The 13907-nt window shown below is 73.9% G+C and carries 10 protein-coding genes; 5 read left to right on the top strand and 5 right to left on the bottom strand.

Annotation, left to right across the window (positions count from 1 at the left end; genetic code table 11):
* Positions 1 to 425: 425 nt before the first annotated feature.
* Positions 426 to 2057: an amidohydrolase gene (locus tag E0504_RS43130; RefSeq protein ID WP_131627290.1), complete on the bottom strand. Its 1632-nt coding sequence runs from the start codon at positions 2055 to 2057 to the stop codon at positions 426 to 428.
* A gap of 97 nt (positions 2058 to 2154) precedes the next feature.
* Entirely contained in the window at positions 2155 to 2598 is a 444-nt protein-coding gene (locus E0504_RS43125) for an Lrp/AsnC family transcriptional regulator (RefSeq protein WP_071064322.1), read from the bottom strand.
* Positions 2599 to 2930: 332 nt separating this feature from the next.
* Between E0504_RS43125 and E0504_RS43120 the strand changes: the two genes are divergently transcribed.
* The 5 genes from E0504_RS43120 to E0504_RS43100 all read left to right on the top strand — a co-directional run bounded on the left by E0504_RS43120 (position 2931) and on the right by E0504_RS43100 (position 10539).
* Positions 2931 to 3887 carry a 5'-3' exonuclease gene (locus E0504_RS43120; RefSeq protein ID WP_071064320.1) on the top strand — a complete coding sequence of 319 codons (957 nt, stop codon included), beginning with the start codon at positions 2931 to 2933 and terminating at the stop codon, positions 3885 to 3887.
* A gap of 254 nt (positions 3888 to 4141) precedes the next feature.
* Positions 4142 to 6505 carry an HAD-IB family hydrolase gene (locus E0504_RS43115; RefSeq protein ID WP_131627288.1) on the top strand — a complete coding sequence of 788 codons (2364 nt, stop codon included), beginning with the start codon at positions 4142 to 4144 and terminating at the stop codon, positions 6503 to 6505.
* Positions 6502 to 7764 carry a zinc-binding dehydrogenase gene (locus tag E0504_RS43110; RefSeq protein ID WP_071064316.1) on the top strand — a complete coding sequence of 421 codons (1263 nt, stop codon included), beginning with the start codon at positions 6502 to 6504 and terminating at the stop codon, positions 7762 to 7764. Before E0504_RS43115 ends, E0504_RS43110 begins: the two co-directional genes overlap by 4 nt.
* A gap of 166 nt (positions 7765 to 7930) precedes the next feature.
* Positions 7931 to 9511: a lactate racemase domain-containing protein gene (locus E0504_RS43105; RefSeq protein WP_071064314.1), complete on the top strand. Its 1581-nt coding sequence runs from the start codon at positions 7931 to 7933 to the stop codon at positions 9509 to 9511.
* Positions 9508 to 10539: a lysophospholipid acyltransferase family protein gene (locus tag E0504_RS43100; RefSeq protein WP_112107735.1), complete on the top strand. Its 1032-nt coding sequence runs from the start codon at positions 9508 to 9510 to the stop codon at positions 10537 to 10539. Before E0504_RS43105 ends, E0504_RS43100 begins: the two co-directional genes overlap by 4 nt.
* 136 nt (positions 10540 to 10675) lie before the next feature.
* On the opposite strand, the gene E0504_RS54630 is transcribed toward E0504_RS43100, so the two are convergent.
* The 3 genes from E0504_RS54630 to E0504_RS43085 all read right to left on the bottom strand — a co-directional run bounded on the left by E0504_RS54630 (position 10676) and on the right by E0504_RS43085 (position 13861).
* The gene (locus tag E0504_RS54630) at positions 10676 to 11074 is read right to left on the bottom strand and encodes a hypothetical protein (RefSeq protein WP_165938798.1); all 399 of its coding nucleotides are present in this window, start codon (positions 11072 to 11074) and stop codon (positions 10676 to 10678) included.
* A gap of 193 nt (positions 11075 to 11267) precedes the next feature.
* Complete coding sequence (locus E0504_RS43090; protein WP_112108956.1) at positions 11268 to 12227, bottom strand: hypothetical protein; 960 nt, start codon at positions 12225 to 12227, stop codon at positions 11268 to 11270.
* Between the two features lie 560 nt (positions 12228 to 12787).
* Positions 12788 to 13861 carry a sirohydrochlorin chelatase gene (locus E0504_RS43085; RefSeq protein ID WP_112108955.1) on the bottom strand — a complete coding sequence of 358 codons (1074 nt, stop codon included), beginning with the start codon at positions 13859 to 13861 and terminating at the stop codon, positions 12788 to 12790.
* Between the last annotated feature and the right edge of the window lie 46 nt (positions 13862 to 13907).

The following is a 13907-nucleotide window of genomic DNA, read 5'->3' as shown; positions in this document are numbered from 1 at the left end:
TCGACCACGCCGGGCTGGGTGGGTGTGGATGGCCGGGTGGGGTGTGGGTGGTGGTGGCGGGGGTGTGAGCTGGGCGGGTGGGGTGTCGGGTGCGGCGGGTCACTCCACACCCCCGGAGTGGGACCACATCCCGGAGTGGGACCACATTGGGACTACCGGGGGTTTTCGGGTGCGGTCCGGTGCGCTTCCCAGTCTGTGCGGGGTGTGGTCGAATCGCGCGGTGCTCGGCCCTGGGTACCCGACCGATCCGGCGGGGTCGGGTGCGGTAGCGGGGCCGGTGGGGTTCCGGACCGTCCGTTAGACAACGGTGTCGTGGCGGGTAGCGCGGCGGCTCCGGTTCGAAGGACGGTCCGGATCCCGACCGGCCCACACCAGCCCCCACCGCGCTGCGGTGACCTGACCCGCGGCTGGTCCAGCAGGCGGGCTCAGAGCAGGTCGTGCAGGGTCTGTCCGCGCAGCACGGTGCGCAGGCAGCGTGGCGCGCTGCCGGTGCGGTCAAGCTGGTCAAGGAGAACATCCAGTGGCCCGGCGGGCTGGGTGGCCGGCGGCCCGGCGGGCCGCGGCGGGTGGGGGCTCTCCCAGATCGCGAAGGTCGCGGGCGCGCCGACGGTGATCCGTCCAGCACCGTCGGCGCCGGCGCGGGCGGCCAGCCAGCCGCCGCGGGTGGCGGCGGTGAACGCCGCGGCCCCGCTGATCCGCGCGGACGGGGTGTGATGGGTGGCCGCGGCGTGTACCGCTCCCCACGGGTCGAGGGGGGTGACGGGACTGTCGGAGGACAGGGCGAGTACGACCCCGGCGCGGTGCAGCGCGGCGAACGGGTTCATCGCGCTGGCACGGTCGGTGCCGAGCCGGCGGGTGTACAGGCCGTCGGGGCCGCCGTAGCGGGCGTCGAACGCGGGCTGCACGGAGGCGACGAGCCCGAGGCGCGCCATGGCGGTGATCTGTTCGGGGTGCAGCAGCTCGGCGTGTTCGACCCGGTGGGTGCCGGCGTTGATCGTGGCGGTGCCGACACGGGCGGCGGCGGCGCGCACCCCGTCGAGGACGGTGTCGAGGGCGGCGTCGCCGATGGCGTGGAAGCCGGTCTGCAGGCCGGCGGCGACCGCGTCGAGGACGGTGTCGCGGACGTCGTCGGCGTCGCGGTGCAGCTGCCCGCGGTGGGTGGGCTGGTCGGTGTAGGGGCTGCGTAGCGCGGCGGTGTGCGAGCCCAGGGAGCCGTCGACGAACAGGTCGCCGCCGTAGCCGACGGGGCCCAGGCCGGGTTCGGTGTTCAGGGCGGTGGCGACGGTGAGTTCACCGGCCCAGTAGCCGGTGATGGTGGGGCCGGGTTCGTCGCGGGCGAGGGTGAGCAGGGCGGCGAGGTCGTCGGCGGAGGAGACCTGCGGGCCGGCCATCTCGTGCAGGGCGGCGATGCCGAGGGTGGCGGCGTGGGCGCGGACGCGGCGGGCGGCGGCGCGGCGGGTGGTGGGGGGCAGGTCGTGGTAGGCGGCGGTGCGGGCGAGGTGGTGGGCGTCGTCGCGGCACAGGCCGTCGCCGAGCCAGCCGGTGGCGTGGTGGGCGCCGCTGCGGGTGGCCAGGTGCGGGGAGATGACGGCGGTGTGGCCGTCGGCGCGGGCGAGGTAGACGTCGACGGGCCCGGCGGCGCGGGCGAGTTCGCCGCTGGTGGGGGGTCGCTGTTCGGGCCAGCGGGTTTCGTCCCAGCCGGTGCCGAGCAGTGGCTGGCCGGGCCGGTGGTGGGCGGCGCGGGTGAGCTGGTCGAGGGTGTGGCGCAGGGACGGGCTGTCGGTGAGGTCGACGCCGTCGAGGGCGAGCCCGGTGGCGGTGGTGTGCAGGTGGGCGTCGACGAAGGCGGCGGTGAGGGTGGCGCCGCGCAGGTCGACGGTGTGGTCGACCGGGCCGGCCGGTGGCGGGCCGCTGGCGTCGGGCTGGTCGTCGGTGCCGATCCAGGTGATGGTGGGGCCGTCGGTGAGCAGGGCGGTGGCGTGCCGGTGGGTGGGGCTGTGGACGTGTCCGTGGTGGTAGAGGACGCGTCGGGCTGCCGGCAGGTGGTGGGGGCTCACGGGTCCCTACTGTGCCGGGTGGGTGGCGCTCACCTGGGGTCCGCGGTGGGCGGTGTGCGCGGCACCGGGCCGATGGCCGGTGGGGGTGCGGGTGGGCTCACAGGTTGGGTGGGCGGTTTTCGTAGGGGGTGGAGAGCACGACCATGGTGCGGGTCGACACGTTCGCGGCGGCGCGGATCTCCTGCAGGAGGCTTTCGAGGGCGGCGGGGTCGGCGACGCGGACCTTGAGCAGGTAGCTCTCCTCCCCCGCGACGCTGTAGCAGGCCTCGATGGCGGGCAGGTGGGTGAGCCGGTCGGGGGCGTCGTCGGGCTGGCTGGGGTCTATCTCCTTGATGGAGACGAAGGCGGTGAGGGCCAGCCCGACCTGGGAGGGGTCGACGAGCGCGACGTAGGAGGTGATGACGCCGCGCTGCTCCAGGCGCCGGACCCGCTGGTGTACGGCGGACACCGACAGGCCGGTGGAGCGACCGAGGTCGGTGAAGCTCATCCGGCCGTCGCGGCACAGCAGCTGCACGATCTGACGGTCTAGGTCCTCCAGCACGATCCGGAGGTTACGCAGATCGCGGCGGTGGAGGGGGCGCGGACGGCGATGTCTGGTCCCGGCGGGACTTTTCGGTGCGGGTGCGGGTGCGGGTTCGGGACCGGTCGACACGGACGGTGGACGGCTGCTGCCGCTACGCAGCCTGGCTGCGTGCCCGGTGTCGGGTGGGGGTGGGTGTCCGGTGCCATCCGGTGGGGTGGCGGTGGCTGTTGTCAGGGCTGGGTTGGCCGGGGTCGAGATGATCTGTCGGCAGCACATGCCAGTCTGACAACGTGACCAACTTTCACGGTGATTCCTCTGGCGTCGCGCCGCGGGTGGGGGGTGGTGGGGGTGTGGATCGGCTGCTGCTCGCGGACACCCCGTCGTTGTATTTCCGGGCTTTTCACGGGGTGCCCCGGTCGGTGCGGGCCCCTGACGGGATGGCGGTGAACGCGGTGCGGGGTCTGCTGGACGTGCTGGCCCGGCAGATCGTCGAGGTGCGGCCGCGGCGGCTGGTGTGCTGTTTCGACGCCGACTGGCGGCCGGCGTTCCGGGTGGCGCTGATCGGCTCGTACAAGGCGCATCGGGTCGCCGACGCCACCCCCGGCCCCGCGGCCGGGGCGGGTGGGGTGGAGGAGGAGGTGCCGGACGAGTTGGCGGCGCAGCTACCGGTGATCGACGCGGTGCTCGACGCGTTCGGGATCGCCCGGGTGGAGGCGGCCGGCTTCGAGGCCGACGACGTGATCGGCACGCTGGCGACCCGGCACAGCGGCCGGCCCGGTGGCGGGCCGGTGGACATCCTGACCGGGGACCGGGATCTGTTCCAGCTGGTGTGTGACGACACCGGCGTGGTGGTGCGGTACGCGGTGGAACGGTTCGCGGTGGTCGACGAGGCGTCGATCAGTGCCCGCTACGGGATTCCGGGCCGGGCCTATGCCGATTTCGCGGTGCTGCGTGGTGATCCCAGTGACGGTCTGCCGGGGGTGGCGGGGATCGGCGCGAAGACGGCGGCGGCGCTGCTGGGCCGTTTCGGGTCGCTGCGGGCGATTCTCACCGCGTTGGACGCCGGGGGTGAGGACGGGTTCCCGGCCGGGGCGCGCCGCCGGCTGACCGCGGCCCGTGACTATGTGGACGCCGCGGTCACCGTGGTCGGGGTGGTCCGCGATGTGCCGCTGGGCCCGGTCGCCGACGTGCTGCCCGTCCGGCCGGTGGATGAGGCGGCGCTGGCGGCGCTGGCGGGCCGGTACGGGCTGGGCGGGTCGGTGGACCGGCTGACCATGGCGTTGGCCACCCTCGCCGAGGGTCCCTGACCTTGGGGACGGGCATTTCCGGGGGGCGCGGGGGGCGCCGCGTACGGTCACGGGGGCGGGTTCGGGGCGGGTCGGCGCGGGCCGGCGGCGTGGTCGGACCGGCGGTGACGGTAGGTTGCCCCTGATCTGGCAGCGTGCGTGTACACGCAGGTGACCGACGGGTTCGTTCGTGGACGGTCCGGTGTCGCCTACTGTTGCGCACCGGGCGTCCGTCGGGGACGCCGGTGGGGCTGCGGCGAGTGCGGAGGTGACCGGTGGGGCTGCGCGAGCGGCTCGCGGGCAGGCGTGTGTTCGTGACCGGGGTGACCGGGTTCGTCGGTGAGGCGCTGTTGGAGAGGCTGCTCTCGGAGTTCCCGGATACCCAGGTCGTGGCGCTCGTGCGGCCCCGGGGCAGCCATTCGGGGATGGCCCGGTTGGAGCGGATGACCCGTAAGCCGGCGTTCGCCGGGCTGCGGGAACGGTTGGGCCGTGAGGGGCTGGCGGCGCGGCTGGCGGCGCAGGTGCGGGTCATCGAGGGTGACCTGGCCAGTATGGGTGAGCTGCCCGCCGACCTGGACGTGGTGATCCACTGCGCCGGGGAGGTGTCGTTCGACCCGGCGATCGACGAGGGGTTCGCGACGAACCTGGGCGGGGTGCAGGAGCTGCTGCGCGCGGTGCGCGCCGCCGGGGCCCGTCCGCATCTGGTGCACGTGTCGACCGCCTATGTCGCCGGGTTGCGTTCGGGGCACATCGCCGAGGGCCGGCTGGCCCATGAGGTGGACTGGGCGGCGGAGCAGGCGTCGGCCGCGCGGGCCCGCCAGGCCGCGGAGGACGCGTCGCGTTCGCCGGAGAACTCGGCGCGGTTCCGCGAGCAGGCGGAGGCCGAGCATGTGCGGGCCGGCGCGCAGACGGTGTCGGCGCAGGCGGAGGCGGCGCGGCGGGCGTGGGTGGCGGCGCGGTTGGTCGCCGCGGGCTCCGAACGTGCGCAGGTGCTGGGCTGGACGGACGCGTACACGTTCACCAAGGCGTTGGGTGAGCGGTATCTGGAGGACTCCCACGGCGATCTGCCGTTGACGATCGTCCGCCCGTCGATCATCGAGAGCGCGCTGGCGAAGCCGTTCCCGGGGTGGATCGAGGGGTTCAAGATGGCCGAGCCGCTGATCCTGGCGTTCGGCCGCGGGGAGCTGCCGGACTTCCCGGCGTCCCCGGATGCCGTCGTTGACATCATCCCGGTGGATCTGGTCGTCAACGCGCTGCTGGCGGCGGCGGCGAGCCCCCCGCCGCCGGAGCGCCCGGCCTACTACACGGTGTGTTCGGGGTTCCGGAACCCGCTGCTGTTCCGTGACCTCTACGACTATGTGCGGGGCTATTTCCTGGCCGATCCGTTGCCGCGGCGGGGCCGCGGGCATATCGGGGTTCCCGAGTGGCCGTTCGCCGGGGCGGTGGCGGTGGAGGCGAAGCTGCGCCGCGGGGAGAAGGCGGTGGAGTGGGCGAACCGGGCGTTGGCGCACGCGCCGCGTTCGGAGCGGGTCCGCCGGCTGGCCGTCGACCTGGAACGTACCGAGGGGCGGGTGGCGTTCCTACGCCGCTACTCCGATGTGTACCGGGCGTACACGAAGGCCGAGCTGGTCTACGTCGATGACGCCACCGCGGCGCTGCACGCGGCGATGGACCCGGCCGACCAGGTCGATTTCGGGTTCGATCCGGCGTGTTTCGACTGGCGGCACTACCTGCAGGACGTGCACTGCCCGGCGGTGACGCAGGTGCTGCGCCGGCCGCGGGATGCCGCCCCGGCGCGGCGGATGGCCCGCAACCTCACCGCCGGTGAGGGGGTGCTGGCCGTGTTCGACCTGGACGGGACGTTGGTGTCCTCGACGGTGGTCGAGTCGTATCTGTGGCTGCGGCTGGCTGACGGCGACGTCGGGGAACGGGCCCGGGAGCTGGTGTCGCTGGCGCGGGCACTGCCGGGGTATCTGCGTGCCGAGCGCCGCGACCGGGGGCATCTGATTCGTTCGGTGTACGGCCGGTACGCCGGCGCCGACCCGGTGGAGCTGGCCCGGGTCGTCGACGAGGTCGCCGCCGATGTGGTGTTGCGGCGGGTGAAACCGGCGGCGGTGCGCCGCGTGCGGGAGCATCGCGCGGCCGGGCATCGCACCGTGCTGCTGACCGGGGCGGTCGATGTGCTGACCCGTCCGCTGGCGCCGTTGTTCGACGAGATCGTCGCGACCGGCCTGGAAGTCGGCGCGGATGGCCGGTACACGGGACGGTTGTTGTCGTCGCCGCTGGTCGGGGATGCTCGGGCGGCGTTCGTGGATCATTACGCGCGGCGCCGGGGGGCGGACCTGTCCGCGTCGTGGGCGTACGCGGACAGCCTGTCGGATCTGCCGATGTTGCGCACGGTGGGTAATCCGGTGGCGGTGAACCCGGATGTGGCGTTGCACAAGGTGGCGCGGGGGGCGGGCTGGCCGATCGAGGAGTGGCCGTCGACGCCGGGTGAGCCGCGGTTGATGGCCGCCAGCCGCGCCGAGCGGGGCCTGTTCGCCGCGGCGGCCCGCGCCCGGGTTGCCGCGGGCGGCCTGTCAGGGTCGGGGTCGGGTGGGAGTGGTGTTGTGCGGGTGGAAGGGGGTGAGGGCCGGTGACACGCGGTCTGGAGTTGTACCGGTCGCTGCCGCGGTACGCGGCGGCGCGGGTGGTGTCGGGCCGGTTCCCGCGGCTGTCGGGGGCGGCGGCGACGACCGCGGCGCCGCTGCGGCTGGTCGACCGGGGGGATCCGGGTCTGCCGGGGCCGGGGTGGGTGACGGTGCGGCCACGGCTGGCGGGGATCTGCGGGTCGGATCTGGCGACGGTGACGGGGCAGAGCTCGTTCTACTTCTCCCCGCTGGTGTCGATGCCGTTCACTCCCGGTCATGAGATCGTCGGTGACCTGCAGGAGGCGGTGACGCTCGCCGACGGGCGCCGGTTGGACGCAGGTGCCCGGGTGGTGATCGACCCGGTGCTGGGCTGCGCGGCCCGCGGGTTGGAGCTGTGCGTGGGCTGCGCGGCGGGCCGGACGTCACGGTGTGACCGGATCACGGTGGGGCATCTGGCGCCGGGGTTGCAGACCGGGTTCTGCGCGGACACCGGCGGCGGGTGGAGCCGGGCGCTGGTCGCCCATCACAGCCAGTTGCATCCGGTGCCCGACACGCTGCCCGACTCCCGGGCGGTGCTGGTCGAGCCGTTGGCGACCGCTGTGCACACCGCGGGTCGCTGCGGGGTGCGTTCCGGGGACCGGGTGCTGATCATCGGGTCGGGGGCGGTGGGCCTGCTGACGTTGCTGGCCATCCGCGCCTATACGAAGGCCGAGCATGTGACGATGGTCGCCAAGCATCGCAGGCAGGTGGAGCTGGCGCGTCGTTTCGGCGCGGACGAGGTGCTCGCCCCCGACGACGCGGTCGGTGGGGTGCGTCGCGCGAACCGGGCGTTGCGGCTGACCCCGCAGCTGGGTGGGGAGTATCTGCTCGGCGGGGTGGATGTGGCGATCGACTGTGCGGGCAGCGCGTCGTCGCTGTCGACGGCGCTGCGGGTGACTCGGGCCGGTGGCCGGGTGGTGCTGTCGGGGGTGCCGGCGGGGTCGGTGGATCTGACCCCGCTGTGGTTCCGGGAGTTGGAGCTGGTGGGGACGTACGCGTCGTCCGGCGGCGCCCGGCCCGGCCGGGCCGGTACCGAACCGGCAGGAGCGGCGGAGCCGGTGGAGTCGGATTTCGGGCGGGCGTTGGCGCTGGCCGCCACGGCCCCGCTCGACGGGGTGGTGTCGGCGGTGTATCCGCTCGCCCGGTGGCGGGAGGCGTTGGACCATGCGTTGTCCGCGGGGCGTCTCGGCGCCGTGAAGATCGTTTTTGATCCGGCGGCGTCGGCGTGAGCGCGACGCGCGCCGCGCCGGTGCGGTCCGGTGGGCGTGGGGGCGCCGGTGGGAGTGGCACGGTCGGGGTATACGGGATTGTCTCCCCGCGCGGCGGTCCTCGCCGCGGGGCGGGCGGGCGCGGGGGCGCCGGGGCCGGCCGGGGCGGCACACGGACGAGGGGAACGTGCAGGTGAGACCGGGGTTCGTGCTCGAGGTCGACGAGCGCACACCTCCGCTGCTGGTGCACCAGGGTGAGGGGCTGACGCTTGAGCGGTTCCCGCTGGGTACCCGGGTGGTGTATCCGCCGGAGTCGCTTCCGGGGGTGGCGGACGTGGACGCGGCGATCGCCGCGGCGTTGGAGCATCCGTTCAACTGTGAGCCGTTGCGGGTGCTGCTGCGGCCGGGGATGCGGTTGACGATCGCGTTCGACGATCTGTCGATCCCGTTGCCGCGGATGCGCCGTCCGGATGTGCGGCAGCGGATCATTGAACAGGTGCTGACGCTGGCGGCGGCGGCGGGTGTGGACGACGTGCAGCTGATCGCGGCGAACGCGTTGCACCGGCGGATGACGGCGGCGGAGATCGAGCACATCGTCGGGGAGCGGGTGTTCCGGTCGTTCTGGCCGGACAACCTGTACAACCACGACGCCGAGGACCGCGACAATCTGCTGCACATCGGGGTGACCGACCACGGTGAGGACGTGGAGATCAACCGGCGGGCGGCGGAAAGTGACCTGCTGGTCTATGTGAACGTGAACCTGGTCGCGATGGACGGCGGGCACAAGTCGGTGCCGATCGGGTTGGCGTCGTACAACAGCCTGCGCCACCATCACAACAGTCACACGATGCTGCGGTCGCGGTCGTTCATGGACCACACCCGGTCGGAGATGCATTCGTCGGCGTGGCGGATGGGCCGGTTCCTCGCCGACCATCTGAAGATCTTCCACGTGGAGACGACGTTGAACAACGCCTGTTTCCCCGACCGGTACAGCTTCCTGACCCGCCGCGAGTGGGAGTGGTCGGTCAAGGACCAGGCGATGGCCTACGGGATGAGTCGGGGGCTGGCGGCGATGCCGACCCGGCCACGGCGGAAGATCTTCCATGATCTGCTCGCCGACTACCAGGTGACCGGGGTGTTCGCCGGGGAGACCGAAGCCACCCACGATCAGACGATCGCCAGTGTGCACCGCCAGCAGCTCGTCGAGGTCGACGGGCAGTCCGACGTGCTGGTGGTGGGCCTGCCGTATGTGGGCCCGTACAACGTGAACTCGGTGATGAACCCGATCCTGGCGACGTGCATGGGTCTGGGGTATTTCTTCAACATGTACCGGGGGCGGCCGCTGGTCCGTCACCAGGGCGCGATGATTCTTTACCATCCGGTGACCCCGGAGTTCTCCCAGCTGCACCATCCGTCCTATGTGGACTTCTTCTCCGAGGTGCTCGCCGAGTCGACGGACCCGGCGACGATCGAGGCGAAGTTCGAGAAGCAGTACGCGACCGACCCGTGGTATGTGCACCTGTACCGGACGTCGCACGCCTACCACGGCGTCCACCCGTTCTACATGTGGTACTGGGCGGCGCACGGCATGGACCATCTGGGGGATGTGGTGTGGGTCGGGGGGGATCGGGCGGCGTGCGCGCGGATGGGGTTCCGGGCGGCGTCGACGTTCGCCGACGCGTTGGAGATGGTGTCGGGCACGGTGGGCCGTGACCCGTCGATCACCTACCTGCATTCCCCGCCGCACGCGATCGCGGACGTGCGATGAGCCGCACCGGGGCGTTCGGTGGCCCGCCGCGGCCGGGGGTGAGTGTCCGGGAGCTGGCGAACGGGTTTCGCTGGGGTGGCCGGTCGCTGGTCCCGGGTTCGGCGCAGGGGCACCGGCGGCCGGTGAGCGCCCGGGAGTTCCCGACGGCGTGGGCGCGCGGCGGGCCGGCACGGGCGGCGCGCACGGTGTTCCTGGAAGCGGCGATGAACCCGCTGCTGCACGCGGCGTTGACCCCGACGGTCGCCGGCGCGGAGGTGTTCGGTTCCCTCGGCGACGACCCGGTGATCATCGTGTCGAACCATTCCAGTCATCTGGATGCGCCGATGCTGCTGTGCGCGTTGCCGCGGGCGGTGCGGGAACGCACCGCGGTGACGGCGGCGGCGGACTACTTCTTCGACAGCACCTGGCGGGGCCTGTCCTCGGCGTTGGCGTTCGGGACGGTGCCGATCGAGCGTCGCGGTGGGGCGCCGTCGTCGACACCGTTGGAGCTGCTGCGCGGCGGGTGGAACCTGGTGGTGTTCCCCGAGGGCACCCGTTCGGCGGACGGGTCGCGGGGCCGGTTCCGGCTGGGGGCGGGCTATCTGGCGATGACGGCCGGGGTGGCGGTGGTACCGGCGGCGTTGCGCGGTGCGTACGCGGCGATGCCCCGGGGCCGGGCGTGGCCGGTACCGGGCCGGCCGCGGGTGTCGGTGCGGTTCGGTCGTCCGCTGCGTCCCGGTGACGGCGAGGATGTGCGGGCGTTCACCGGACGGCTGGCGGCGGAGGTGACCCGGCTCGGGGTGGAGGACACGACGAGCTGGTGGGCGTCCCTACGCTCCCCCGACGCCGCGTCGCCGGCCGCGGGGGCCGGTGCGGGCGGTGACACCGGTCCTTCCGTTTCGTCGGGTGCGTCGGCGCGGCCGGCGGCGGGAGCCGGGCCGGCCCGGCGGGCACCGGCGGGCGCGCCCGGGATGGCCCGGTGGCGGCGGATCTGGGAGGCCACCGAACCACCGGCGGCGGCCCGGCCACGCTCACCCTGGGACCACTGACCCACCCCCTCCGCTATGTGAGCTCCCTCACATGAGGGTCGTTATGTGGATAACCCTGTTCATGGCCCGGTGGGTAGCGGGGGTGGACCTGTGGATGACCTGTGGGGTGAGGGCCGTCCCGGCCGGGGCGGTGAAGTCAAGGCGTTGCATCACCGAACGTCACAGGTATCACTGAGTACATGGCTCTGTTGCGCCGTTCCCGCCGCTCCGGCTCACTACCCACCCCCGTGCCCGCCCGCCGGGCCACGGACCCGGGCACGCCGGCCCGTCGGGCCGACCCGGCCGGCACCGTACGCCCGGTGCCCCCGGCCCGCGCCGCGTCCCGCCCCACCGCCCGGGCCGGGCACGGCTCGCCGGCGCCGGCCGGGATGGTGGTGCGTGGGGTCGGCGGGTCGGAGCCGCCGGCCGGTGGGCGGGGTGCGGGGACGTTACCGCCGAGCGTGGCCCGGGTCGCCGCCCGCACCCGGCTGTCCGCCGAGCTGCTCGCCGCGCTCCTCGAGGTCGAGGAGCGCACCCGGGCCACGTTGGACGACATCGAACGCGCCGACGCGTTGGCTGACCGGCTGCTGGCGCGGCGCCGGGACCGCCTCGCCGCCGGCCGCGCCACGGACCTGCCCGCCACCCCGACCCGCCTGTCCGCCTGTCCGCCTGACCCGGCGCAACCGGCACGGGGAGCACGGGTGGCCGGTGCGGGCCGTGCCCGTGCACCCGGCGCCGCGGCTGCCGGGTCAGGCGGAGGTGCCGGCCTGGCCAGGGTGGGGGGCCAGCGGCCGTGGGTAGCCGGCGGCGCGCACCAGGTCGTTGACCCGGCTCGACAGCAACCGCGACGGGTGCACGTCCAGGATCTCGACGATCTCACCGAGCAGCCGGCTGGCCTCCGGCGGGTCGTCGGGTGCCAGCGCACCGGCGAGCGCGGCCAGTGCCCACCCCCGTTCGGGGGTGCCCGAACTGGTCAGGTCGACCGCGGCCCGGCTCAGGCCGGCCGCGCCCTCACCGCCCATGCGGCTGACGACGTCCGCGACGACGCAGGCCTCCCGGACCTCGTCGAACGCCGGCCACCCCGGATGACGCAGCCCCTGCACACACGGCGTCTGTGACAGCCGGGCGAGCGCGGCCAGGGCGCCGTCGATGTCACCGAGCGTCGCGGCCGCACCCGCCTCCAACGCGGCCGCCCACCCGTGCAGATACGGATGGCCGGCGGCCGCGGCACGGCGGGCGGCACCCCGGGCCGCGTCATAGCGGCCACCGACGAACGCGACGAGGGAGTCCAGGGTGGCGGCGGTACCGGTCAGCAGCGGGTCGTCGAGCTGGGTGGCGAACTGGTCGGTGAGGGTGGCGAACCGCCGCGCCGACGGATCATCCCCGGCCTCGACGGCGAGCACACCCAGGTAGAACGACAGGAACCCGGCGACCCCGGTGAGCTCACGGTGCGTCGCGGGGGACAGCCGGCGTCCCAGTGCGGCCTGCACGCGGCGCCAGTCGGCGATCACCGGGCGCAGCAGCGCGGTGTGCGGGGTGGTGAGCAGGGTGGTGGCGAACCGGTGCAGCCGGTCGTCGAGCTCGGCCATCGTCAGCGGGTCGGGGTCGGCGTAGGCGATCTCCCGGGAGAGCATGGCGGCGGCGCGGGCGGCGGCGGGCAGGCCGAGCCGGTCGGGACGGGTGGAGTCGGGTAGCTCGACTCGGCTCATCCACGTCCTTCCCGTCCGGCCCCTGGGAGGGCGGGCGACTGTCCCCCCGGCCGCGCCGGAGTGCCGGTGGTGCACCGTCACGGCCCGCCCCCGACCCCGTGGGATGCGTCGGTGACGCGGGGTGTCGGGACGGTCCGTGGCGCGGCTCCGACCGCCGTGCTGGCCGCCCGCGGGGGCGGCCGCCTGGCCGGCGCTGTGCGTCACTGTTCCGGTCGGATCGGTGACGAGCGCACGCTACCGTGTTCAGGCTCACGGTGGGGGGCGGATGTGTGATGTCGCGTTGGCCTGTCACCATCGCGCCGCTGGTGCCAGGATCGGCCTGTCTGTGCGTCGATTGTTGTCCACATCCAGGTGTGGAGTACAGGTTTCGGCGGGATTGTGGCGTGTTACGGCCCTGCTCGCCGGGCCCCTTCCCCGCACAACAGCCCGCACACCCCCGCGCAACCCCCAGGTGGGGGTATGTCGGAGCAGAGTGAGGATCCGCGGCCCGCCGTCGGTGATCGCCACACTGTGCTCGGCGTGGGCGGGTGGTGCGCAGCGCCCAGCCCGGTCCGCTGCGGTCAGTCGTCGGCGCGCAGCGTCACCGCGAGCCCCGCCCGTCCCACCGACCCACCCGCAGCGTGCGGATCACCGTGGCCGTGCGGGTCAGGGGAATGCGAGTGGTGATGGCCGTGCGGCCCGTGGGAGTGCGACGGGTCGTCGGGATGGTCGTGCGGGGTCTGCGCCTGCCCGACCCGGTGCGCATGCCCCGGCAGCGCGATCCGGTACAGGCAGGTGTCGCAGTTCATCCGGATGTCCCCGCCGAGCGCCTCCTGGTAGCGCTCCAACACCAGCTCGACCAGCCCGTCACCCTCCCCGCCGGCGCCGGCGGCGCTGTCGCCGAGCAGGCCCGCGCAGGCCAGTTCCACCTCCGGGTGCCCCCCCGCCCAGCCGGCCGCCTGCTCGACGGTGCGCCGCGGCAGCACCCCGGTGAACAGGAAGTAGGGGACGACGACGATCCGCCGGCCGCCGAGCCGGTGGATCCGCTCCAGCCCGGCCGGCACCGACGGCTCGGCCAGGCTGATGAACGCCACCTCCACCCCGCCGTAGCCGCGGCCCTCCCACAGCAGCCGGGCCACCTTGAACACCTCGGCGTTGGCATCCGGGTCGGTCGAACCCCGCCCGACCAGCAGCACCGTGGTCTGCTCCCGCCGGTCCGGTGGGCAGAGGACGTCGACACGTTCGGCGAGCAGCCGCAGGATCGTCGGATGCGGGCCGAGGGGACGCCCGTAGGCGTAGCGCAGCCCCGGGTGGCGTTCGCGTTCCCGGGCCATCGACCCGGGAATGTCACCTTTGGCATGCCCGGCGGCGACCAGGGTGAGCGGAACGACCCCGAGCCGCCGGTGGCCGGCGTCGACGAGACGGCTGACCGCGTCGGCGACCGGCGGGGCGGACAGCTCGATGAACCCACCGTCCACCGCCAGCCCACCGGCCCGCTGGCGCACCCGGGAGACGAACCGACGGAACTGCTCGGCGCCGGCCTCGTCCCGGGTGCCATGCCCGACGATCAGCAGCGCCGGCCCGGCGGCGGAACCCGCCGGATCCGAAACGGTGGCGGTGGGGACGGTGCCGGGGTGCGGCGGGGTGGCGTTCACCTGGACGTGCCTCCTGCGGCGGGTCGGCCGGTGCGGGCCCGGCGGC

The sequence above is a fragment of the Parafrankia sp. BMG5.11 genome (genome assembly GCF_004337455.1).
Note: the sequence above shows the minus strand (reverse complement) of the source record. Positions and strands in the feature narration are given on the sequence as shown.

Coding starts and splice junctions, on each gene's coding strand:
- E0504_RS43100 (WP_112107735.1), top strand. CDS start 9,508: ATGAGCCGCACCGGGGCGTTCGGTGGCCCGCCGCGGCCGGGGGTGAGT.
- E0504_RS54630 (WP_165938798.1), bottom strand. CDS start 11,074: ATGTCGTCCAACGTGGCCCGGGTGCGCTCCTCGACCTCGAGGAGCGCG.
- E0504_RS43090 (WP_112108956.1), bottom strand. CDS start 12,227: ATGAGCCGAGTCGAGCTACCCGACTCCACCCGTCCCGACCGGCTCGGC.